This is a genomic window from Nocardioides sp. SR21 (assembly GCF_022761125.1).
GTDB lineage: Bacteria > Actinomycetota > Actinomycetes > Propionibacteriales > Nocardioidaceae > Nocardioides.
Genome location: NZ_JAKWJR010000011.1, coordinates 113,483 through 135,851 on the forward strand (window position 1 = coordinate 113,483; position 22,369 = coordinate 135,851).

The 22,369-nt window shown below is 71.9% G+C and carries 22 protein-coding genes; 8 read left to right on the forward strand and 14 right to left on the reverse strand.

Annotated features, from left to right (window positions below):
• The first annotated feature begins 14 nt into the window (after window positions 1-14).
• The 4 genes from MJ604_RS19695 (at window position 15) to MJ604_RS19710 (ending at window position 3,501) form a co-directional block, all read left to right on the forward strand.
• Window positions 15-881: a deoxyribonuclease IV gene (locus MJ604_RS19695; RefSeq protein WP_243060298.1), complete on the forward strand. Its 867-nt coding sequence runs from the start codon at window positions 15-17 to the stop codon at window positions 879-881.
• Window positions 874-1,764 (forward strand): DMT family transporter, encoded by an 891-nt coding sequence (locus MJ604_RS19700; RefSeq protein ID WP_243060299.1) that lies wholly within the window; start codon window positions 874-876, stop codon window positions 1,762-1,764. Before MJ604_RS19695 ends, MJ604_RS19700 begins: the two co-directional genes overlap by 8 nt.
• Window positions 1,765-1,987: 223 nt before the next feature.
• On the forward strand, window positions 1,988-2,836 hold the full coding sequence (locus MJ604_RS19705) for a zinc ribbon domain-containing protein (RefSeq protein WP_243060300.1): 849 nt from the start codon (window positions 1,988-1,990) through the stop codon (window positions 2,834-2,836).
• Window positions 2,836-3,501, forward strand: coding sequence for a triacylglycerol lipase (locus tag MJ604_RS19710; protein WP_243060301.1), 666 nt, complete (start codon window positions 2,836-2,838; stop codon window positions 3,499-3,501). The genes MJ604_RS19705 and MJ604_RS19710 overlap by 1 nt, the downstream gene beginning before the upstream one ends.
• Here the strand turns inward: MJ604_RS19710 and MJ604_RS19715 are convergent.
• Window positions 3,498-4,490 carry a low specificity L-threonine aldolase gene (locus MJ604_RS19715; RefSeq protein ID WP_243060302.1) on the reverse strand — a complete coding sequence of 331 codons (993 nt, stop codon included), beginning with the start codon at window positions 4,488-4,490 and terminating at the stop codon, window positions 3,498-3,500. The genes MJ604_RS19710 and MJ604_RS19715 overlap by 4 nt on opposite strands.
• Window positions 4,491-4,520: 30 nt before the next feature.
• Here MJ604_RS19715 and MJ604_RS19720 point away from each other — a divergent pair, with 30 nt between their 5' ends.
• Complete coding sequence (locus MJ604_RS19720; RefSeq protein WP_243060303.1) at window positions 4,521-4,862, forward strand: hypothetical protein; 342 nt, start codon at window positions 4,521-4,523, stop codon at window positions 4,860-4,862.
• Here MJ604_RS19720 and MJ604_RS19725 read toward each other — a convergent pair.
• The 4 genes from MJ604_RS19725 to MJ604_RS19740 form a co-directional block, all read right to left on the reverse strand.
• The gene (locus MJ604_RS19725) at window positions 4,849-5,805 is read right to left on the reverse strand and encodes a haloalkane dehalogenase (RefSeq protein ID WP_243060401.1); all 957 of its coding nucleotides are present in this window, start codon (window positions 5,803-5,805) and stop codon (window positions 4,849-4,851) included. The two genes, MJ604_RS19720 and MJ604_RS19725, sit on opposite strands and share 14 nt — an antisense overlap.
• A 26-nt stretch (window positions 5,806-5,831) precedes the next feature.
• Window positions 5,832-7,172: a class II 3-deoxy-7-phosphoheptulonate synthase gene (locus MJ604_RS19730; protein WP_243060304.1), complete on the reverse strand. Its 1,341-nt coding sequence runs from the start codon at window positions 7,170-7,172 to the stop codon at window positions 5,832-5,834.
• Window positions 7,173-7,231: 59 nt separating this feature from the next.
• A complete protein-coding gene (locus MJ604_RS19735) occupies window positions 7,232-8,692 on the reverse strand; it encodes an APC family permease (protein ID WP_243060305.1) in 1,461 nt (486 codons plus the stop codon).
• Window positions 8,693-8,756: 64 nt separating this feature from the next.
• Window positions 8,757-9,848, reverse strand: coding sequence for a DNA glycosylase AlkZ-like family protein (locus tag MJ604_RS19740; RefSeq protein ID WP_243060306.1), 1,092 nt, complete (start codon window positions 9,846-9,848; stop codon window positions 8,757-8,759).
• Between the two features lie 23 nt (window positions 9,849-9,871).
• Between MJ604_RS19740 and MJ604_RS19745 the strand changes: the two genes are divergently transcribed.
• Entirely contained in the window at window positions 9,872-10,981 is a 1,110-nt protein-coding gene (locus MJ604_RS19745) for a low specificity L-threonine aldolase (protein WP_243060307.1), read from the forward strand.
• Here MJ604_RS19745 and MJ604_RS19750 read toward each other — a convergent pair.
• From MJ604_RS19750 to MJ604_RS19775, 6 genes are all read right to left on the reverse strand, one after another.
• Complete coding sequence (locus MJ604_RS19750) at window positions 10,944-11,258, reverse strand: hypothetical protein (RefSeq protein ID WP_243060308.1); 315 nt, start codon at window positions 11,256-11,258, stop codon at window positions 10,944-10,946. The genes MJ604_RS19745 and MJ604_RS19750 overlap by 38 nt on opposite strands.
• Before the next feature lie 9 nt (window positions 11,259-11,267).
• Window positions 11,268-11,738 (reverse strand): tRNA (cytidine(34)-2'-O)-methyltransferase, encoded by a 471-nt coding sequence (locus MJ604_RS19755; RefSeq protein WP_243060309.1) that lies wholly within the window; start codon window positions 11,736-11,738, stop codon window positions 11,268-11,270.
• A gap of 30 nt (window positions 11,739-11,768) precedes the next feature.
• Window positions 11,769-13,328 carry a phosphatidylserine/phosphatidylglycerophosphate/cardiolipin synthase family protein gene (locus MJ604_RS19760; protein ID WP_243060310.1) on the reverse strand — a complete coding sequence of 520 codons (1,560 nt, stop codon included), beginning with the start codon at window positions 13,326-13,328 and terminating at the stop codon, window positions 11,769-11,771.
• 35 nt (window positions 13,329-13,363) lie between these two features.
• Entirely contained in the window at window positions 13,364-14,392 is a 1,029-nt protein-coding gene (locus tag MJ604_RS19765) for a 6-phosphofructokinase (protein WP_243060311.1), read from the reverse strand.
• Between the two features lie 15 nt (window positions 14,393-14,407).
• Complete coding sequence (locus MJ604_RS19770) at window positions 14,408-15,634, reverse strand: pyrophosphate--fructose-6-phosphate 1-phosphotransferase (RefSeq protein WP_243060312.1); 1,227 nt, start codon at window positions 15,632-15,634, stop codon at window positions 14,408-14,410.
• 62 nt (window positions 15,635-15,696) lie between these two features.
• On the reverse strand, window positions 15,697-16,947 hold the full coding sequence (locus MJ604_RS19775) for an MFS transporter (RefSeq protein ID WP_243060313.1): 1,251 nt from the start codon (window positions 16,945-16,947) through the stop codon (window positions 15,697-15,699).
• A gap of 61 nt (window positions 16,948-17,008) precedes the next feature.
• Between MJ604_RS19775 and MJ604_RS19780 the strand changes: the two genes are divergently transcribed.
• Window positions 17,009-17,830 (forward strand): DUF1028 domain-containing protein, encoded by an 822-nt coding sequence (locus MJ604_RS19780; protein ID WP_243060314.1) that lies wholly within the window; start codon window positions 17,009-17,011, stop codon window positions 17,828-17,830.
• Window positions 17,827-19,293, forward strand: coding sequence for a glycerol kinase GlpK (glpK, locus tag MJ604_RS19785; RefSeq protein WP_243060315.1), 1,467 nt, complete (start codon window positions 17,827-17,829; stop codon window positions 19,291-19,293). The genes MJ604_RS19780 and glpK overlap by 4 nt, the downstream gene beginning before the upstream one ends.
• On the opposite strand, the gene MJ604_RS19790 is transcribed toward glpK, so the two are convergent.
• Genes MJ604_RS19790 through MJ604_RS19800 form a run of 3 tightly spaced genes read right to left on the reverse strand, consistent with a single transcriptional unit; the run spans window position 19,242 to window position 22,368 of the window.
• Entirely contained in the window at window positions 19,242-19,541 is a 300-nt protein-coding gene (locus MJ604_RS19790; RefSeq protein ID WP_243060316.1) for a hypothetical protein, read from the reverse strand. The genes glpK and MJ604_RS19790 overlap by 52 nt on opposite strands.
• Before the next feature lie 2 nt (window positions 19,542-19,543).
• Window positions 19,544-21,136, reverse strand: coding sequence for a cyclic nucleotide-binding domain-containing thioredoxin-disulfide reductase (locus MJ604_RS19795; protein WP_243060317.1), 1,593 nt, complete (start codon window positions 21,134-21,136; stop codon window positions 19,544-19,546).
• Window positions 21,133-22,368 (reverse strand): MFS transporter, encoded by a 1,236-nt coding sequence (locus MJ604_RS19800; RefSeq protein WP_243060318.1) that lies wholly within the window; start codon window positions 22,366-22,368, stop codon window positions 21,133-21,135. Before MJ604_RS19800 ends, MJ604_RS19795 begins: the two co-directional genes overlap by 4 nt.
• Window position 22,369: the final 1 nt, after the last annotated feature.

Genomic DNA, 22,369 nt, shown 5'->3' on the forward strand with positions numbered 1-22,369 from the left:
GGTAGGTTGTCGCGGTGCGCAACCCGATCGGAACCCACGTCCTGGTCGGCAAGGGCCTCGTTGACGGCGCCGTCGCGAACGCCGACCTCGTCGGCTGCGAGACGTTCCAGATCTTCGTCGGCAACCCGCGCGGCTGGGCGCTGACCGAGGGCAGGCCCGCCGAGGACGCGCGGTTCCGCGACCTGATGGCCGAGCGTGGAACGCGGACCTTCATCCACGCGCCGTACCTCGTGAACCTCGGCTCCCCGACCGAGAAGACCTACGAGAACTCCGTCGCGTCCGTCGCGCACAACCTCAAGCGGGCCGCGCAGATCGGCGCCGAGGGCGTGGTGGTGCACACCGGGTCGTACGTCGTGCCCGGAAAGGGACCGGGCGACGACACGGCGGCGATGAAGCAGGTCCGCGAGGCACTCCTCCCCCTCCTGGACGCGATCGAGGACGACGCCGCGCCCTGGCTGCTGCTGGAGCCGACCGCTGGGCAGGGTCGGTCCCTGTGCGCCGGCGTCGAGGACCTGGCGCCGTACCTCGACGCCCTCGACAACCACCCCAAGGCCGGGATCTGCCTGGACACCTGCCACGTGTTCGCCGCCGGCGCGCCCCTCGACGAGCCCGGCGGCGCGACCGCCACCGTCGACCGGATCGTCGAGATCGGCGGCCCCGGCCGGCTGCGGCTGATCCACGCCAACGACTCGATGGACGTGCGCGGCGCGTTCAAGGACCGGCACCAGCGCATCGGCGAGGGACACATCGGCGAGGCGGCGTTCGCGGAGCTGTTCGCGCACCCGGCGACCGAGGGCGTGCCGTTCATCCTCGAGACGCCCGACTCGCGCGACGCCGACACCCGCGACATCCCGCTGTTGAAGAGGCTGCGCGATGGGTGAGCGCCGTACGTCCCTGGTCGCGACGCTCGTCCTCATCGGCATCACCGCCTGCTGGGGCTCGACGTTCTTCCTGATCCACGACCTGGTCGACCGGATCCCGGCCGTGGACTTCCTCGCGGTGCGCTTCTCGATCGCCGGCGTGCTGCTGCTGGTCGTCGCGCCGAAGGCCGTGCTGCGGCTCTCCGCCCGGGCGCGCCGCCAGGCGGTCGTCCTCGGTGGCCTGTACGGCGTCGCGCAGATCCTGCAGACCGCGGGACTCGCGCACACCCCGGCCAGCGTCTCGGGCTTCATCACCGGGATGTACGTCGTCGCGACTCCCCTGTTCGCCGCGGTGCTGCTGCACAACAGGATCACGCGGATGACCTGGCTCGCCGTGCTCCTGGCGTTCGCGGGGCTCGCCGTGCTCACCCTCGACGGGTTCTCGATCGGGTACGGCGAGGCGCTGACGTTCGTGGCCGCGATGCTCTACGCGCTGCACATCGTGGGGCTCGGCGCCTGGTCGAACGCGCGCGACGCCCTCGGGCTCGCGATCCTCCAGGTGGTGATGGTCGCGGTGATCTGCCTGGTCGCCAGCGCGCCCGGCGGCATCGTGCTGCCCGCCGACCGCCAGGACTGGCTGGCGGTCGTGTACATGGCGGTCTTCCCGGCCGCGCTCGCACTGCTCGGGCAGACCTGGGCGCAGGCGCACCTCTCCGCCACCCGCACCGCGATCGTGATGAGCATGGAGCCGGTGTTCGCGGCGTTCTTCGCGGTGCTGTTCGGCGGTGAGTCGTTCACGCTGCGCATGGCCACCGGCGGCGCGATGGTGCTCGCCGCCATGCTGCTGGTCGAGGTCGGACCGCGTCGCAAGATCGAGGGCGAGGTCCCCCACATCGCTGTCTGACGGGCCCCTGGTGGACCCCCGTGCCCATTGGTCCTAGTACCTCCCATTTCCGTCCGCGCGGGCGCCTCGTCGTCCTAGCGTGTCCACGATCGATCGCGACGGTCATGTCCCCCACGGCGTGAGCGATCAAGGGGGTTCGTTGCCCTCGTCCGCAGCGCAGCGGCGGACGATGGCAGCGGACGCCCTAGTCTTGGCTCCCGACGAGACGTCGTGAGGGAGGGCCATGAAGGACTGCACGAACTGCGGACACGAGCTCGGTGTCGGCCGGTTCTGCACGAACTGCGGCCACCCGATCGACTGGGGCACCACCGACACCGCCGAGCGGCCGACCGTGTCGTCGCCACCACCGGCGCGGTTCCCGCTGTACGCCGACGAGCCCGAGCCGACCACCCCGGACCGTCGTACCGGCGCTTGGGTCACCTGGCTCGCCGTCGCGGTGGCGCTCACGCTCGTGGCGGGGCTGGGCTTCTGGCTGCTGACCCGTGGCGACGGGGACGGCGACGCGACCGGCGCGCCCGCCACCTCGGAGTCCGCGGGGCCGAGCGAGGAGCCGACAGCGGAGTCCTCGCCGACCACGGATCCCGTCTCCGAGCCCGGCGAGCTGGCGTCGCGCTCCGAGGTCGAGGTGCCGGCGACCGACCCGCCCGGCCAGGACGTCTCGGGCAACCCGGTCAGCTTCGAGGGCGCGAACCTGCTCGACGGCGCGGCCGAGACCTGCTGGCGGATGCCCGGCGACGGCACCGGCGAGGAGATCGTCGTGACCCTGCCCGCCGAGACCCGGCTGCGCAGCGTCGGCATGATCAACGGCTACGCGAAGACCGCGCAGGACCCGCAGGGCCGCGAGCTCGACTGGTACCACGGCAACCGCCGGATCCTCAGCGCCGAGTGGGTCTTCGACGACGGCAGCACCCTCGTGCAGAACTTCGACGACGACCCGGCGATGCAGAGCGTCGACGTCGACGTCACGACCACGACGATCACGATCCGGCTGCTCGACGTCTCACCGCCCGGGAACGGACCGGCCGGCCGTAACTACACCGCGGTCAGCGAGCTCTCGTTCGTCGGGCGCTGATGCGAAGCGTCGCCCTCGCTCTCGCCGCCGGCCTGCTGGCGTTGGCGGGGTGCGGCGAGGACGAGCCCGAGCAGCCGCCGGTCCTGCTGCTGCCCGGGTACGGCGGCAGCACCGCCGACCTGATGGACCTCGCCGACGCCCTCGAGGCCGACGGCCGGACGGCGGTGCTCGTGCCGCTGGCCCCGGCCGGCACCGACGACCTGCGCGACCAGGTCGAGCTCGTCGAGGAGGCGGCCGATGGCGACACCGTCGACGTGGTCGGCTTCTCCGCGGGCGGCCTGGTGGCCAGGCTCTGGGTGGCCGACGGTGGCGACGCCCGCCGCGTCGTCACCCTCGCGACGCCCCACCACGGCACGGAGCTCGTCCTCGGCATCGACGACTGCCCACCGGCCTGCCAGCAGCTCGGCCCGGACAGCGACGTGATCGCCGAGCTCAACGCCGGGGACGAGACGCCGGCCGGCACCGAGTGGGTGACGATCTGGTCGGAGGTCGACGACGCCGTCCTGCCGCCGGACTCGGCGCACCTCGACGGCGCGCAGGACTTCACCATCCAGTCGGTGTGCCCGGGGCTGGACATCGCCCATGCCGACACCCCCGGCGACCCCGCGGTGATCGCGATGGTCCTCGACGTGCTCGCCGGCGACGAGCCCGAGGTCGATTGCTAGAGCCGGGCGAGGACCGCGGCGGCCTTGTCGGCGTCGTCGCGCGACACGTCGAGGTGGGTGACCATGCGGACCGCGGTCGGGCCGACGGTCGCGACCGCGACGCCCTCGGCTCGGGCCGCGGCCACGAAGTCGGCGGCGTCCGAGCGGTCCACGACCACAATGTTGGTGTCGACGCTCGCCGGGTCGACGCCGCAGGCCTCGGCCAGCAGCCGCGCGTGCGCGTGGTCGTCGGCCAGCCGCTCGACGTGGTGGTCGAGCGCGTGCAGCCCGGCGGCCGCGAGGATGCCGACCTGGCGCATGCCGCCGCCCATCCGCTTGCGCCACACGCGCGCCTCGGCGACGGCGGCACTGCTGCCCACCAGCACCGAGCCGACCGGAGCGCCGAGGCCCTTGGACAGGCACACGGACAGGACGTCGGCGATCGCGCCGTACTCCTCGAACGGCGTGCCGGTCGCGACGTGCGCGTTCCAGATCCGGGCACCGTCGAGGTGGATGCGGGCGCCGACACCGGTCGCGAACTCGCGCAGGTCGCGCAGGTCGCCGATCGGCAGCACCGCACCGCCCGCGAAGTTGTGGGTGTTCTCGACCGAGATCGCCGCGGTCGGGACGAAGAACGGCCCCATGTCCGGCGCGAACAGGCTCCGGATCGTGGGCAGGTCGACCTGGCCACGCGGGTCGATCCAGGTGCGCATGGTGATCCCGCTGTACGCGCCGTGCGCGCCGAGCTCCGCGCGCGCGATGTGCGCCCGCGACTCGCAGAGCACCTCCTGGCCGGGCGCGACCAGGGAGCGCACGGCGAGCACGTTGCCCATCGAGCCGGTCGGCACGAACAGCGCCGCCTCGTGGCCGAACATCGCCGCGACCCGCTCCTCGAGCCGCGCGACCGTCGGGTCCTCGCCGTACACGTCGTCGCCGACCTCGGCGTTCGCCATCGCGGCGCGCATCGCCTCGGTCGGACGGGTCAGGGTGTCACTGCGCAGGTCGATCACGCCGCCATCCTGTCAGGCACAATCGGGAGCATGCCCGGCACGGCCCAACTCATCATCACCGCCCTCGATCCGGTCCTCGCGGGCACGGTGTTCGACGGGCCGCAGGGCAGCGGCAGCGCTGGAGGGAGCTCGGTGATCTGGTGCGCCGCGAGTGCGGACTTCCGCCAGCGCCACCCCTCGCTGACGGACGCCTTCGACGACCTGCATCCCGACGGATGCACCGATCTCGGAATCTATGTCGACGGCGACGGCCGCCTGGATCGCGCGACCCTCGAGTCGATGGACATCGACGACGGCCTGGTCGGACGACCCATCGAGGACGCGCTGCCCGTGCTGGCCGAGCGCCTGCGGGACCTGCTCAGCGGTCCATGAGACCGGCGACGACCTCGGCGAGACGCTCGCCGGCGTCCTCCTGCAGGAAGTGCCCGGCGCCGGCGATCGTGACGTGGTCCTGGCCCCGCGCGCCCGGCACCCGCTCCTGGAAGATCGCGTCCCAGCCCCGGGTCGCCGGGTCGCCGTCGGAGTAGCAGGTCAGGAACGGCCGCTCGAACTGCTCGAGCGCCCGCATCGTCCGGCGGCCGATCCGGGCGCCGACGTCGTTGCGGGTCAACGGGAGCAGCGCGGTCATCTGGCGCAGACCGGCGGTGAGCCGCTCCTCCGGGAACGGCGCGTCGTACGCCGCCAGCACCTCGGGACCCAGCGGGGTGGCGGTTGCCGCGCCGACGAAGTCGCTGGCCCGGAGCTCCGGCGCCCGCTGCGTGTAGAGCAGGTAGTCGACCAGCCCCTGCTCGAGGACGACCCGCGAGTCACCCTCCCCGTGGACCGCCCACTCGAGGCGGCCGGCCAGCGCGGGGTCGGCCGTGTGCAGGATCGTGTTGGCCGCGACCACGCCGGTGAAGCGCTCCGGCTCGGCCGCGAGCACGCTGAACCCGATCGGCCCGCCCCAGTCCTGCGCGACCAGCGTGATGTCGCGCAGGTCCAGGCTGGTGACCAGGCTGCGCATCCACTCGACGTGCCGGGCGAACGTGTAACCCGTGGCGCGCACGGGCTTGTCGGAGCGGCCGAAGCCGATGTTGTCGGGCGCGACCACCCGGATCCCCCGGTCCACGAGGACCGGCACGACCTTCCGGTAGAGGTAGGACCACGTCGGCTGGCCGTGCAGCAGCAGCGCGACCGGCCCGTCCGGCGGCCCCTCGTCGAGGTGGTGCATGCGGAGCGGGTCGAGCCCGTCCGCCACGACGTCGGCGTAGTGGGGCGCGAACGGGTAGCCCGGCAGCCCGTCGAAGCACTCGTCAGGCGTCCGCGCGACCTCCATCACGCGGGTGACTCTAGGCCCAGCTGTCAGGCCTGGCGCAGCATCTCCGCGACGAGGAACGCCAGCTCGAGCGACTGGACGCGGTTGAGGCGCGGGTCGACGACGGACTCGTAGCGGTGCGCGAGACCTTCCTCGTCGATCTCCTCGCCGCCGCCGATGCACTCGGTGACGTCGTCGCCGGTCATCTCGACCAGCACGCCGCCGGGCCAGGTGCCGAGCGAGCGGTGTACGTCGAAGAAGCCCTGGACCTCGTCGATGACGTCGTCGAAGCGCCGCGTCTTGTAGCCGGTGCTCGACTCGAACGTGTTGCCGTGCATCGGGTCGCAGACCCACGCGACCTTCACGCCGGCGGCGGTGACCTTCTCGACCAGGTTCGGCAGCCCGTCACGGATCTTGCCGGCACCGAAGCGGGTGATGAAGGTGAGTCGCCCCTCCTCGTTCTCCGGGTTGAGCCGCTCGGCCAGCGCGATCGCGTCGTCGGCGGTGGCCGTCGGACCGAGCTTGCAGCCGATCGGGTTCGCGATGTTGCGGAAGTACTCCACGTGCGCGCCGTCGAGCTGACGGGTGCGCTCGCCGATCCACACGAAGTGGCCGGAGACGTTGTACGCCTTGTCGGTGCGCGAGTCGATGCGGGTCATCGCGTGCTCGTACTCGAGCAGCAGCGCCTCGTGGCTCGAGTGGAAGTCGACCCGCTTGAGCTCCTCGGCGTCGACGCCGATGGCGCCCATGAAGCCGAGCGCCTTGTCGATCTCCGCAGCCAGCGCCTCGTAGCGCTGACCGGCGACGGAGGTCTTCACGAAGTCGGTGTTCCAGGTGTGCACCTGGCGCAGGTCGGCGTACCCACCAGTGACGAAGGCGCGCACCAGGTTGAGCGTCGCCGCGGACGCGTTGTAGACGTCCAGCAGCCGCTTCGGGTCCGGGATCCGCGACTCGGGGGTGAACTCGAAGCCGTTCACGGCGTCGCCGCGGTACGCCGGCAGCGTCACGCCGTCGCGGGTCTCCATGTCGGAGGAGCGCGGCTTGGCGTACTGGCCGGCGAGGCGGCCGAGCTTCACGACCGGCACCGAGCTGGCGTAGGTCAGCACGACGGCCATCTGCAGCAGCACGCGCAGCTTGTTGCGCACGTTGTCGGCGGTGACCTCCTCGAACGTCTCCGCGCAGTCGCCGCCCTGGAGCAGGAACGACTCGCCGCGCGAGACGGCGGCCATCTTGGCCTTGAGGTCGTCGCACTCACCCGCAAAGACCAGCGGCGGCATCCGGCGCAGCCGCGCGACGTTGGCGGCCACGGCCTCCGGGTCGGGGTACGTCGGCTGCTGCGCGGCTCCGAGGGCGTGCAGTGCTGCCAGGTCAGGGATGGTGGTGCTCACCCCTCAAGGGTACGGCGGGCGCACCACCCGGCCCGATTCGGCGATCAGGCGCGAGACGCTCAGTCGACGCCGTCCTCCATGTGCTCGATGTCGCGGAACCCGGTCTTCTTCGCCCGGACGCCGCGGTTCGTCAGCCAGGTGATCAGCCACAGCACCACGCCGATCGCGAGCAGCCCGGCGGCGATCTCGTAGACGATGCGGTCGCGGTCCACCCACGGACCGGCGAGGTACGCCGTGAGCACGGCTGCGATCACCGGCGTGATGCCGGGCGACCGGAACTTGCTGGGCCGACCGTCGCGCCGCAGCACCAGGCAGGCGACGTTGACGATCGTGAACACGACGAGCAGCAGGAGCGCGGTCGTGCTCGCGAGGTTGAGCACGATGTCGCTGTCGGACCGGTTGGCGACGTACGCGATCAGGCCGAGGGCCAGCACCGTCGAGAAGATGACGCCGACGTACGGCGACCGGCGGTTCGGCGACACCTTGCCGAGGGTCCGCGGCAGCACGTCCTGGTTGGCGAGGCCGTACAGGAGCCGACTGGCCATCAGCATGTTGATCAGCGCGGTGTTCGCCACCGCGAAGCAGGTGAGGAACGGGAAGATCCGGTCCATCGGGAAGTCGGGGGCACCCACGCTCACCACGGCGAGCAGCGCCGGCGATCCCTCCTCGTTGAGCTCGGTGAGCTGGTCGGAGGTCAGCACCGACACGACCGAGATCGCGACCAGCATGTAGATGATGACCGCGATGCCGAGTCCGGTCAGCATCGTGCGCGGGAAGATCCGCTCGGGGTCCTTGGTCTCCTCGACCATGTTCACCGAGTCCTCGAAGCCGACCATCGCGAAGAACGCGACGGACGTCGCCGCCGTGACCGCGAGGAACATGCCCTTCTCCTCGGGAGACTGGAACACGGTGATCCGGCTGAGGTCGCCGTCGCCGGCCGTCAGCGCGTAGAACCCGACCCCGATGACGATCGTGAGCGCGGTGATCTCGACCAGCGTCAGCAGCACGTTGAACTTGACGCTCTCCCCCACCCCGCGCAGGTTGATCAGCGCCAGCAGGATCATGAAGCCCATCGCCACGGCCGTCGTGACGCCCAGGCCCGGCACCTCGTCGATCCAGCCGTTGACCTCCATGCCGGCGAGCAGGTTCGTCGCCAGCACGTTCGACGACGTCGAGGCGCTGGTGATGCCGGAGCAGATCACGGCGAAGGCGACCAGGAAGGTGACGAAGTGGATGCCGAACGCCTTGTGCGTGTACAGCGCGGCACCGGCCGCCTGCGGGTACTTCGTGACCAGCTCCAGGTACGACAGCGCGGTGAGGGCGGCGACCGCGAACGCCACCAGGAACGGCAGCCAGACGATGCCGCCCACGATGCCGGCCATCTGCCCGGTCACGGCGTACACGCCGGCGCCGAGGATGTCACCGACGATGAACAGCAGGAGCAGCTTCGGCCCCATCACCCGCTTGAGATCGGGTTCGGGTCCGTTGACGTCGGTGGCTTCAGCAGCGGAGGTCGTCATAGTCGCTACCTTCCCAGCGAACCGGCCCGGTAACCAGACCCGTTTGCCGGGTGTCGCCGGGTGCCTACGGCACGAGCCGCAGCTCGCGCTCGAGGAGGGCGCCGAGCCGGGTCGTCTCGTCGGCGAGCAGTCCGTCGGGTCGCGGTCCGTCGGCGAGCCAGGTGACGGTGAGGTCGTCGCCCTTGCGCGACCACGTTCCGCAGACCACGCCGCCGGACAGGACCAGGTTGGCCTTGCGGGTGACCACGTCGCGCCTCGAGGCAGGCGTGACGTGCTCCTCCTTGGTGCTCGGCCCCATGACCCACTGGTCGTGGCCGGGCAGGAACCGCACCGCGTCCGAGGGCGAGGCCGCCTCCAGCGAGTCGGCGTCCTCGGCGAGCACGTAGGCGGTGGTGCCCTCGACGTCCACCGCGGCCAGCCGGTCGGCAAGCCCGGCCCACCAGCCGACGAGGCGCTTCCGGCCGGCGCTGAGACCGCTCCCGAGCCAGTACTCGATGTGCTCGAACGTCGCCGGCCCGTAGGTGCGGAGGTACGCCGCGATCGCGCGCGGGCCGGCGTCGTCGAGGTCCGGGATGCCCTGCCAGCGCGGGTTCCCGTCGAGCCGCTGGAAGGTGGGCTGCTTGTCGCGCGACGGCGCGTAGCTCATGTCCCCCTGCCACATGAGCGCCTTGACCAGCGTCCACGGGTCGTCGTCGAACACCGGGCCGAGGTGGCGGTACGCGCGCTGGGCGGCGAGCGCCGCGCCGAGCTCGGCGAGCGTCGACGGTCCGTCCGACAGCGCCTCCCGCACCGCCGCCCGGAAGTCCACCCAGTCCGACGCCGTCAGGCGGTAGTGCTCCACCCAGCTCGGCAGCTCCCACTGGCGGCCGGCCGCGCGCAGCGCGAGATAGATCCCGCCGGTCTCGGGTGACAGGTAGTGCATGGACCCCCGGAACGCGAACGCCTTGATCACCGAGCCGTCCGCGAGAGCCGCGGCGAGCTCACCCGGCTGCGAGGACGCACGTCGGGTACGCACCGCCAGCTCGGCGAGATCGGGGTCCATCGCGAGCACTGCGCCGAGCCGATCGACGACCCCGGCCACCGACTCCGACCCGACCGGGTCGAGCAGGTGCCGGTCCAGCCGCCAGGCGAGCGCCTGGGCCCAGGTGATCTGCATGCGTCCACCGTAGGGTGCCGAGCGTGACCTCCGACGACCTCGCCACTCGGGTCCGTGCGGCCGGGCGCGCGTGCGCGACCGCGGTCTCCGGCCACCAGCACGCCTCCCCCACGCAGACCTTCAGCGACCTCGCCCGCGTGTGCGAGGAGCTCGGCATCGACGAGTGGGACACGTACGGCGAGGGCGGCGCGGTGACGCGGCTGGAGGACGACCTGGTCGAGCGCTTCGGGGTGGAGGCGGCGGCGTACTTCCCCAGCGGGGTGATGGCGCAGCAGGCCGCGCTGCGCATCCACTGCGACCGGGACGGCAGCAGGCGGGTCGCGATGCCCGATCTCAGCCATCTACTGGTGCACGAGGACGACGGACCGCGGATCCTGCAGGACCTCGAGATCGTCCACCTGACGACGGGCTTCGAGGCGCCGACGGCCGCGCACCTCGAGCCGGTCCCCGGGCGGCTCGGCGCGGTCCTCGCGGAGCTGCCGCTGCGCGACGCGGGCTGCCTGCTGCCGACCTGGGACGAGCTGGTGGAGCTGTCCGCCGCCTGCCGCGCCCGCGGCGTCGCGCTGCACCTCGACGGCGCCCGCATCTGGGAGGGGCAGCCCTGGTTCGACCGGCCCCTCGACGAGATCGCGGCACTGGCCGACTCGTTGTACGTCTCGTTCTACAAGGGCCTCGGCGGCCTGACCGGCGCCGCACTGCTCGGCCCCGAGGACTTCGTCACGGAGGCCCGCCTGTGGCGGCGCCGGCTCGGCGGTACGACGTACCGCGCGACCGCCGAGGTGGTCTCGGCGCTCGCCGGGCTGCGCGACCGGCTGCCGCTGATCCCCGAGACCGTCAGCTGGGCGCGCGAGCTCGCGGCGGCGCTGCCGGCCGGGCTCGCCGCGCAGCCGGCGGTGCCGCAGACCAACCAGTTCCTGCTGTACGCCGACGGCGACGCCGATGCCGTCAACGAGCGCGTGCTCGCTGCCGTCGAGGAGCACGGGATCGGGCTGCCGGTGTGGACGGCGACGCGTCAGCCCGGCCGCATCCAGTGCGAGGTCGTCGTCGGTCCGGCGGCACTCGGCCTCGACCCGGCCGCGATGGCGGAGCTGGTGGCTAGCGCCTGCGGCGGAACAGGGACCGCTTCGGCTTGATGTCGATCAGGTTCGACGTCTCGGGAGCCGGCAGCGCGGCCGCCTGCTCGGCGGAGAGGGTCGTGCGGACGTGGCTGGTCCAGATCGAGCCGATCTGGTCGGCGTCGACGAACCTGGCGCCGTCCGCCGTCTCGACGACGATCCCGTCGAACACCGCGACCTTCTCGTCCACGAGGACGGACCGGACCGTGGCGAACGGCTGCCCGTCCTGGGTGTGCACCGCCGTGCCCGGCTGGAGCGCCGTGTAGGCGATCGGGTGGTCGTCTGCGTCCGACATGCGGCCAGCCTACTGAGCGCCGCGGAACCCCAGCTGGCGCCAGGCCTCGTACGTCGCCACCGCGGCGGAGTTCGCCAGGTTCAGCGACCGCCGGCCGGGCACCATCGGGATCCGCAGCCGGTCCGTGACGCGAGGGTGGCCGAGCACCTCGGCCGGCAGCCCGGTCGGCTCAGGACCGAACAGCAGCGCGTCGCCCGGCTGGTACTCGACGTCGGTGAACCACCGGGTCGCGTGCGCGGTGAAGGCGAACACCCGCGAGCCCGCGAGCTCGTCGCTGGCAAGGGCGGTGTCGAGGTCGGGGTGGACCGCCACCGACGCGAGGTCGTGGTAGTCGAGGCCGGCGCGCTTCAGCTTCGCCTCCGACAGGTCGAACCCGAGGGGCTCGACGAGGTGGAGCCGGGTCCCCGTCACGGCCGACATGCGGATCGCGCTGCCGGTGTTGCCCGGGATCCGGGGCTCGAAGAAGATCACGTGGAGCACGCGTCAGTATCTCGCCCCGGCCCGGCTTCCTCAGTAGCGGTCCGTCCCACGCAGCTCCGACGGCCGGCCGTCGGGGTCGTGGATCAGGTCCAACGGCAGCGCGGCCAGCCGGCGCTGGCGCCGGTCGAGGTGCGGCATCGGGAGCCGCCGCAGCCGGCCCGGCGGCCGCTCCCCGACGCAGCCGCCGTCGTGCCACGCGTCGAGCCGCTCGGCGTACGCCGCATAGGTCGCGAACATGTCGGCGGGCTCGACGCAGTCGTCCATCGAGCCGCCGTCGAGGCGGTCGAGGTGCTCCGCGGCGAGCGCCAGCCGCAGGTCGCGCGCGTAGTCCTCGTCGAGCACGACCGCGGTGAGCTCGGAGTCGTGCGTCCACGACCGCCGGCTGAAGTTGTCCGACCCGGTGCTCGCCCACGTGTCGTCGATGATGCACACCTTGGCGTGCACATAGACCGGGGTGCCGGCGTGGTTCTCGATCCCGTACGCCGCCACCCGACCGGGCGCGACCTCCATCAGCTGGTCGAACGCACGCCGGCGCCCCAGCAGCTGCGCGGTCCGGTTGAGCCCGTTGAGGTCGGGCATCAGGGGCAGCACCACCAACAGCCGCAGGCCGGGCTCGTCGCGGAGCCGGTCGGCGAACAGGCGGGCGACGTCGTGACCCCAGAAGAACTGGTCCTCGACGTACACCAGGCGCTCGGCCCGGTCGACGGCCTTGGTGTAGCCGTTGGCGACGCTGCGCTCGCCGCCGTTGGCGAACGGGTAGTCCCGCCCGAGGGTCAGGTCGGGGTAGGTCCGGAGCAGCTGCACGGTGTGGTTGCCGGCCTCGGGCGGCGGGGGCAGCTGGTCGGGCAGCGGGTCCGGCGAGGTGTCCAGGCGCCGGATCAGGTCGGCGGCGCGGCGCCAGGGCGCCCGCGAGAGCGGCGCGGGGTCCTCCCAGCGCTCGCGGAACACGGTTTCGACGTCGTACACGGCCGGCCCGCGGATCTCGACCTGCACGTCGTGCCACGGCGGGCGCTCGCCGTACTCCTCGGTCAGCGGCTGCGGCTGCGGGTCGCCGTGGTGGTCGGCGTCGTCGCGGCGGCTGTGCGCGAGGTCGATGCCGCCGACGAACGCGACGTCGCGCGTCGGGTCGGCCGGGTGCCGGATCACCACGAACTTCTGGTGGTGCGATCCCCCGGCGCGCACCCGCATGTCGAGCAGCACCTCGGCGCCGCGCTCCTGCATCTGCTCACCGAGGTGCCGGTTCTCGGTGGCGAAGAAGCCGGTCTGGTCGAGGTGCGAGCGCCACACCAGCCCGTGCACCTCGGCGCCGCGCTCGTCCGCGCTGCACAGCACCTCGAGCACCTCGCTGCCCGGCTCGTCGGTGAGTCGCTCGTCGGCGTCGCCCTGCCAGTCGGTGAAGAGGATCAGGTCGCCCGGCCCGGTCGCCTCGATCACGTCGTACAGCGCACGGAAGTACGTCGCGCCGTGGATCAGCGGGCGCACGAGGTTGCCCTCCGACCAGGCCTGGTCCCCGCCGTGGCGGTCGTCGAGCCGGGTGTCCGGGTTCGCCCTCTCGGCGCGCGTCAACAACCACTCCCCTGGGTCCACCATGCCCGCAGCATGCCCAGGAGCCGGGCAGTCACGCCTCAGCCGAAGAAGACCTGCGCCTCGGCGTACTCCGACGGGCTGACCAGCTTGAGCTCGGCCGTCCCCTCGGACAACGGGACCCGGGCGATCGAGGTCCCGCGCAGCGCCATCATCGTCCCGAAGTCGCCGTCGGCGACCGCGTCGATCGCCTGGAGACCGAAGCGGGTGGCCAGCCAGCGGTCGAACGCCGTGGGGGTTCCGCCGCGCTGGATGTGGCCGAGCACGACCGCGCGCGCCTCGGCGCCGGTGCGCTGCTCGATCTCCTTGGCGATCCGGTCGCCGATGCCGCCGAGTCGCACGTGGCCGAACGCGTCGAGCTCGCCGGAGACGAGCGTCATGTCGCCGCCCTCCTTCGGGACCGCGCCCTCGGAGACCACCAGGATCGGCGCGTAGCGCGACTCGAAGCGCTTCTGCACCTGCACGCAGACCTCTTCGATGTCGAACGGCTGCTCGGGGATCAGCACCATGCTGGCGCCGCCGGCGATGCCCGCGTGCAGCGCGATCCAGCCGGCGTGCCGGCCCATCACCTCGACGACGAGCACGCGGTGGTGCGACTCGGCGGTGGTGTGCAGCCGGTCGATCGCCTCGGTCGCGATGTTCACCGCGGTGTCGAAGCCGAACGTGAAGTCGGTGCCCGACAGGTCGTTGTCGATCGTCTTGGGTACGCCGACCACGTGGACGCCGAGGTCGGCGAGCTTGGTCGCGACCCCGAGGGTGTCCTCACCGCCGATCGCGACCAGCGCGTCGACACCCTCCTTGGCGAGGTTGTCCTTGATCCGCTCCACGCCGTTCTCGATCTTGAACGGATTGGTGCGCGACGAGCCGAGGATGGTGCCGCCGCGTGGCAGGATCCCGCGGCACTGGTCGATGCCGAGCTCCATCGTGATGCCCTCGAGCGGGCCCTTCCACCCGTCTCGGAAGCCGATGAACTCGAAGCCGTGCTGCGTGACGCCCTTGCGTACGACGGCCCTGATGACTGCGTTGAGGCCGGGGCAGTCGCCGCCCCCGGTGAGTACTCCGACGCGCATGCGTCGACTCTAGGGTCAGTGGGTCGAGGGCACCAGGGTCCCGAGCGGCTGCCCGATCTCCTCGAGCACGTCGGTGAACCACGAGACCGTCGGGTCGAACGCCTTGCCGCCCTTGATCCGCGGGAACTCCACGACGCGCAGCACGTCGCCGGCCTCCTCGTCCTGGCCGACCACGCCGCTCTCGCCACGCAGGGCGGCGTCGACCGCGAGGTCGGAGCAGGAGCGGATCAGCGCCAGGTCGTCGTCGTTGGCGGCCGCGGAGCGAGCGAAGTAGCCGCTCTTCTGCACCATGGTCTTCTCGGCGCCGACCATGCCCGCGAACTGCTCGGCGAACCACGAGCCGGGGTTGATGGTGTCGATCTTGACGTGGCCGAACGCGTCGCGCTTCGGCTCCTCGCCGCGGGCCAGCATCTCCTCGACGATCGTCGAGACGCCGGCGCCCTCCGACAGGAACACGTTGACGCAGCCGGTCTCGTCCATGACCTTCTTGAGGCGCTCGGCCTCGGCCGCGATGTCGAAGTCGAGCTCCGGCACGTAGACGCCGTGCAGCTCCCAGGCCTCGCGGGTGTTGTCGCCGAAGCCCGAGAACTCCTGGGTGTCGAGCCACTCGCGGTACTTCACCGCGGTCGCGGCCGTCAGCCAGCCGCAGTGGCGGCCCATGACCTCGTGGACGATGAGCATCCGCGGGTTCGAGGAGTGCTCGGCGATGATGTTCTGCGCGAAGACCGCGCCCTGCTCGGCGGCCGTCCAGGCACCCAGCGACTGCTTGATCGGCACGACGTCGTTGTCGATCGTCTTCGGCAGGCCGACGACGGTGAGCTCGTAGCCGTTCTGGTGGAGGTACGCCGCGAGGTCGGCCGCGGTGGTGTTCGTGTCGTCGCCGCCGATCGTGTGCAGCACGTCGACACCGTCACGGGTCAGCTGCTCCGCGGCGACGTGCAGCGGGTCCTGCCCGGCCTGCACGAGCCCGCGCTTCACGCAGTCCTTGACGTTGGTGAGCTTCACGCGGCTGTTGCCGATCGGGCTGCCACCGAAGCCGTGCAGCAGGTGCGCGCGCTCGCGCATCTCCGGCGTGACCGTGATGTGCTCGCCGCCGAGGAGGCCGGCGTACCCGTTGCGGTAGGCGATGATCTCGACCTCCGGCGCGAGCGCGGTGTAACGCTCGATGAGGGCGCCCACGGCCGAGGACAGGCAGGGGGCGAGCCCTCCGGCGGTGAGCAGGGCGACGCGACGCACGGTCATGGTGATCTCTTCGGCTCTCGCTCGGGATCTCTAAGGTCTCTAAAAGACTAAAGTACGAGCCCTCAGACCGCGAGGTCCTCGGCTGCCTTGTTCGTCACTCTCTGGGCCGCGAGCGGCATCACCCGGCCGAGCCGGACGGCGAGGAGCACACCGGCCAGGTTGATCACCCCGAGCGCCACCCAGATCGACCACGAGTCGTGGGCGAGCATCCAGGCGAAGGCCACCGGCGCGATCGCGCCCGTGATGGTCCACGCCAGCTGCATCAGCGAGAGGTAGCGGCCACGCAGGTGGTCCGGCGCCGCCTCCGCCCCGAGCGCGCTGAGCACCGGCCCGCCGAGCATCTCGCCGACCGTGTAGACGACCGTGCCGACGAGCACCAGGACGGCGGCCAGCCCGACGGAGAACGCGCTCGCGCCGAGCAGCACGACGAACGAGGCGACGAAGACCACGTTGGCGAGGACCAGCACCCGCCAGCGCCGGTATCCGGTCAGGCCGCGGACGACCAGGCCCTGCCCGAGACCGCACATCACCGTGTTGAGCGTGAACGCCGCCCCCACGACCCAGCCGGGCAGGTCCAGCACGGTCACGGCGTAGACGGGGATCGCGATGTTGAGCACCATCATCGCGCTCGAGTACGCGAACTGGCCCAGCCAGAGCAGCCAGTACGGCCGGTCCCGCAGCACGATCCCCCATGCGCCGGCCTGCGAGCGGTGCTCGGTCGGCCGGGTCGCGGGCACCGCGAGCAGCAGGAGGAACGCGACGGCGTACGACGCGGCGTTCGCCCCCACCACCGAGTAGTACGCCGCGGGCGTGCCGATCGTGATCGCGAGACCGGACACCAGGCCGCCGACCGCGAACCCGACGTTGCGCATCGCGCCCAGGAAGCCGAACCACTTCTCCCGCTCCCCCGGCTGGGAGATGGCGGCGACGATGTTGCCGTACGACCCCCAGAAGGCGGTCCGGCCGACCGAGACGACGACGGTCCACAGGACCAGCCCCGCGAAGGAGTCGGTGACGAGGTAGGCGAGGAAGCCGGCGAACTGCATCAGGTTGCCCGCGAGCAGGATCTGCTTCGCACCGAGCCGGTCGACCAGGCCGCCGAGCATCGGCCCGGCCGGGATGGCGATCGCCGACGCGATCGAGATCGCCGCGCCGACCTGCACCAGCGTCAGGTCGGTGGTCGCCAGGAAGTAGAGCATCGAGACGGGCAGGAACACGCCGCTGCCGATGGCGTCGATCGCGATCGCGCCGACGAAACGTCGGTGCTGGTCGAGCGAGGGGAACCCGAGCTTCTCGGTGATGCGGTCGAACACCGGGACATCCTCCGACTTCAAGCCCTCTGGAAGCCAAATCGTTATCGGTAGGGTCCGGAGCATGACCTTCTCGATCGTGGCCCGCTCCGCCGACGGCGAGTCCTGGGGCGTCGCCGTCGCCTCCAAGTTCCTCGCGGTCGGCTCCGCCGTTCCCGCCGCCGTCGCCGGTGTCGGCGCCATCGCCACCCAGGCCGACGCGAACGTCGCCTACAAGGGCCAGGCGCTCGCGCACCTCGACGACGGCGCGACCGCGTCGGTCGCCCTGCAGCGGCTGCTCGAGGAGGACGAGGGGCGCGACCACCGTCAGGTCGGCATCGTCGACGTCGACGGCGGTGCCGCCAGCCACACCGGCCCGGCCTGCCTCGACTGGGCGGGCAGCAGGACGGGCGAGGGCTACGCGATCCAGGGCAACATCCTCACCGGCGAGGAGGTCGTCGAGGCGATGGAGGCCGCCTGGCTGGCCTCCCCCGCCGACGCCCCGCTGGCGCGACGGCTGCTCGACGCGCTCGCCGCCGGTGACGCCGCCGGTGGTGACTCCCGCGGCCGGCAGTCGGCGGCGCTGCTGGTGGTCGAGGAGGACGCCGGGTACGGCGGTCTCGACGACATCGCCGTCGACCTGCGCGTCGACGACCACGCCGAGCCCATCGGCGAGCTCGCCCGGCTGCTGGACCTCAACGACCTGTACCTCACCGCCTCGACCGAGGACGAGAAGGTGCCGGTGACCCCCGAGCTCGAGGCCGAGCTCGAGCGTCTCGCGCAGGCCGCCGGCGCCCGCGACTTCGCCGCCTGGGTCGGCACCGAGAACTACGAGATGCGGGTCGCGCCCGACGGCTCCTGGATCGACCAGAAGATCCTCGACATCATCCGCGGGTCGGGGTCGTGAGCGTCCTCGCGATCGACGCCGGCACGACCGGGGTCACCGCGCTCGTCGTCGAGCACGACGGCACCATCGCCGCGAAGGGCTACCAGGAGTTCGCCCAGCACTTCCCGCAGCCGGGCTGGGTCGAGCACGCGCCCGAGGAGATCTGGCAGGCCACCCTCGAGGCCACCCGCCAGGTCCTCGGGTCGTACGACGGCAAGCAGCTCACCGCGGTCGGCATCACCAACCAGCGCGAGACCGTCCTGCTCTGGGACCGCGAGACGCTGGGATCTCCCCGTCGCGCGATCGTGTGGCAGGACCGGCGTACCGCCGACCTCTGCGTGCGGCTGCGCGACCAGGGCCACGAGGACCGGGTGCGCGAGCTGACCGGGCTGCGGCTCGACCCGTACTTCTCCGGCACGAAGCTGCTGTGGCTCAAGGAGAACGAGCCGCACACCTGGGCGCTGGTCGAGTCCGGCCGCTACGCGATCGGGACCGTCGACTCGTACCTCATCGCCCGGATGACCCGCGGCACCTGGCACGCCACCGACGTCTCGAACGCCAGCCGCACCCTGCTGTTCGACCTCGAGGCCGGCGACTGGTCCGACGAGCTGTGCGACCTGTTCGGGGTGCCGCGCGACGCGCTGCCGGAGCTCGTGCCGAGCTGGGGCGAGATCGCGCGCACCGACGCGCGCTCGTTCCTCAACCTGTCGATCCCGATCGCCGGCATCGCCGGCGACCAGCAGTCGGCGCTGTTCGGCCAGACCTGCTTCGACGAGGGTGACTCGAAGTGCACCTACGGCACCGGGTCGTTCATCCTCACCAACACCGGTACGTCGATCCTGCGCTCCGACGAGCTGCTCGCGACCGCGGCCTGGCGCGCTCCGTCCGGCGAGATCACCTACGCCAGCGAGGGCTCGATCTTCGTCACCGGCGCCGCCGTGCAGTGGCTGCGCGACGGTCTGCAGATCGTCGGCTCCGCCGCGGAGACCGAGGCGATCGCGCGGACGATCGACGACACCGAGGGCGTCGTGTTCGTCCCGGCGCTCACCGGCCTCGGAGCCCCGCACTGGGACCCGCACGCCCGCGGCCTGATCATCGGGCTCACCCGCGGCACCACCCGCGGCCACCTCGTCCGCGCCACGCTCGAGGCGATCGCGTTCGAGGTGCGTGACGTGCTCGAGGTGATGCCCGACCTCTCGTCGCTGCGCGTCGACGGCGGCGCCGCCGCCAACGACCTGCTCTGCCAGATCCAGGCCGACCAGGTCGGCGTACCCGTCGAGCGACCGCGCGCCGTCGAGACCACCGGCCTCGGTGCGGCGTTCCTCGCCGGTCTCGGCACCGGCTTCTGGTCCTCGACCGACGACCTGCGCGACACCTGGACCCTCGACCGGAAGTTCGAGCCGACCGGCGACCGCGAGAAGGCCGACGCCGCTCACGCCCGCTGGCGCGATGCCGTCGAGCGCTCCAAGGGGTGGGCCCGGTAGGGACGGTCGAGGATCGCGCAGCTGCTCCGCGTGCTGAGGATCGAGCAGTTGCTCTGCCGGCTCAGGATCGAGCAGTTGCTCTGCGAGCCGAGCATCGACATCACCGACATCCAGGACCCGATCGACCCGATCGACAGCACCGCGCCGATCGAGCCGACCGAGAGGACCGAGCCGATGCTGCCGACGGACAGGATCGACCCGTCCGAGCAGACCGACAGGAACGAGTTGTTCGAGCGCCAGGACAGCATGGTCACCTCACCTCCGCGAGCATCCGGTGCACCGACGCGACTGCGCTGGCGCCTTCTCCCACCGCCGAGGCGACGCGCTTCATCGACCCCGCGCGGACGTCACCCGCGGCGAAGATCCGCGGTGAGCTCGTCTGGAACGGCAGCCGGTTGCACTCGGTACGGATGAACCCGTCCTCGTCGCGGTCGACGGCGAGCCAATCGGTGTCCGGCTCCGCCCCGATGAAGCAGAACAACGCCACGCTCTCCAACAGCTCGGAGCCGCCGTCGCGGGTGCGGACCAGGACGCCCGTCAGGGCCGGCGTACCGATCAGGTCGCAGACCTCGGCCCCGCACCAGACCCGCACCATCGGGTGCCGCTCCAGACGCTGGACCAGGTAGTCCGACATCGACGACAGGTCGCCGCCCCGCACGAGCAGGTCGACCCGCGACCCCCGTGACGCGAGGAAGAGGGCCGCCTGGCCCGCGGAGTTGGCACCACCGACGACCGTCACCGGCTGCGACTCGCAACCCCGGACGTCGAGCTCCGTGGCGGAGTACCGGACGTCGCCGCGGCGTTCGAGCTCCGCGAGGCGCGGTACGCCGAGGCGGCGGTACCGCGCTCCGGTCGCCACGATCACCGCCTGAGCCCGGAGCGTCGACCCGTCAGCCAGCCGGATGGTGAGCCCGCTGCCGGAGTCGTCGACGTCGACGACCGTGCAGGGCGTGTAGATCTGCGCCCCGAACCTCATCGCCTGCACCAGCGCCAGCCGGGCCAGCTCCGAACCGCTCACACCGCGCGGGAACCCGAGGTAGTTCTCGATCCGCGAGCTGGTCGCCGCCTGCCCGCCGGCCGCGATCGTGTCGAGCACGACGGTCACCAACCCCTCGGAGGCGGCGTAGACCGCGGACGCCAGCCCGGCGGGCCCGGCGCCGATCACCACCAGGTCGACGTCGTTCTCGGACGGCCGGAAGCTGAGGCCGATCGCCGCCGCCAGGTCCCCCGTGGTCGCCCGTCGCAGCACCCGGTCGGAGACCACCGCGGCGCACAGGTCCTGGGCCGTGAGCCCGTGGGCCGCCATCAGCGCCTGGCCCAGCACCGAGTCGGCGTCGAGGAAGGAGTGCGGCAGCTCGTGGCGAGCCGCGAACGTGCGCAGGGCCCTGGCCTCGGTGGACTCGGCCGGGCCGACGATCTCCAGCGCGCTCGACGCCACCGTCTGCAGCAGCTGCCGGCGTACGCGGAGCGCCTCGACCAGCACGTCCGCGAGGTCGACCTGCTCGCTGAGCACCCGCCGGAACCGGGCGGCACGGATGCGGACGATCTCGCCGCCGACCCGGACCCTCGTCGTCAGGTAGACGGCCTGGCCGGTGAGCAGGTTGAGCTCGCCGAGGAAGCCACCCGGGCCGCGCTGGTAGACGAGGTGCTCGGGGTCGGACGCGGTGCCGTCCCGGATGACGTCGACCTCGGCGGTCCGCAGCAGGAACAGGTCGTAGCCCGTGTCTCCGGTCGCGTAGAGGACGTCGCCCTCCGCGACCTGCTCGGCCACGCCGTACGTCGCGAGCCGGTCGAACTGCTCAGCGGTGAGGGTCGGCTCCCCCGGCAGCCCGACGACGCTCATGCCACCACCAGCACCCGGTCGACGGCGCGGCGCGGGACCGTCGCCACGAACAGGACGAGGCCGGCCCCGGTGAGCCCCAGGCCTGCCCACGCCGTCGACAGCGTCCCGCCGCCGGCGGAGATCACGGCAGCGCCGCCGATCGCGCCGAGGGCGTTCGCGACGTTGAGGGCCGCGAGGTTCAGTGCGCCCATCAGCGTGGGCGCCTCGGGCGCGAACCGGGTGAGCAGCACCTGGATGGTCGGGATCGCCATCATCATCGTGGCGCCGACGCCGAAGAGCGCGGGGAACAGCAGCACCAGCCGCTCCCCGCCGAGGCCGATGACGACCAGGAACACCATCACCGACGCGTACCCGAGCACCAGCCCGCGGTAGTCGTACTGGTCCGCGAGCCGGCCGCCGATCCAGTTGCCGACAGCCATGCCCACCCCGAAGACCGCGAGCGCGACCGGGATCAGTGCCTGGTCGGCACCGGCGGCATCGGTGATGTAAGGCCCGATGAACGTGTACACCGCGAAGATGCTCGAGATCCCGAGCCCGGCGACGGCGACCATGACCCACACCATCGGGCGCCGCAGGGCGCCGAGCTCCTGCCGGACCGAACCGCCGTCGAGCGCGGTGGTCCGCGGCACCCAGAACCAGATGGCGAGGCCGGTGCCCAGGCCGAGGCCGGCGACCGTGACGTACAGCGCCTGCCACCCGGCCCGCTGGCCGATGAACGTGCCGAGCGGGGAGCCGATGATCGTCGCGACCGTGAGCCCCGCCATGACGGTCGCGAACGCCTTGCCGCCCCGGCCCGGGCCGTAGGCGTAGCCCGCGACCACCGCGCCCGCGCCGAAGTAGGCGCCTTGCACCGTGCCGGTGACGAACCGGGCGGCCGCGAGCATGCCGAGGTCCGTCGCGGCCGCGGAGAGCAGGTTGCCGACGATGAACAGTGCCACCAGCCCCAGCAGCAGGGTGCGCCGGTTGAGACGGGCCGCCGCGATCGTGAGGATCGGTGACCCGACGACGACACCGAGGGCGTAGGCCGTCACGGCGTTGGTCGCCATCGGCACCGAGACGTCGAGGTCGTCGGCGAACAGCTGGATGATCCCGTTGCTCCCGAACTCCCCCGAGCCGATCGCGAACGTGCCCAGGGCGAGCGCGAGCAGGATCAGCGTCGTACGCCGGTCGACCTCGGGGCGGTGGCGCCTCTCCGCCGACCGGCACTGTCCTTCGTAGGCGTGGTCGTGCATG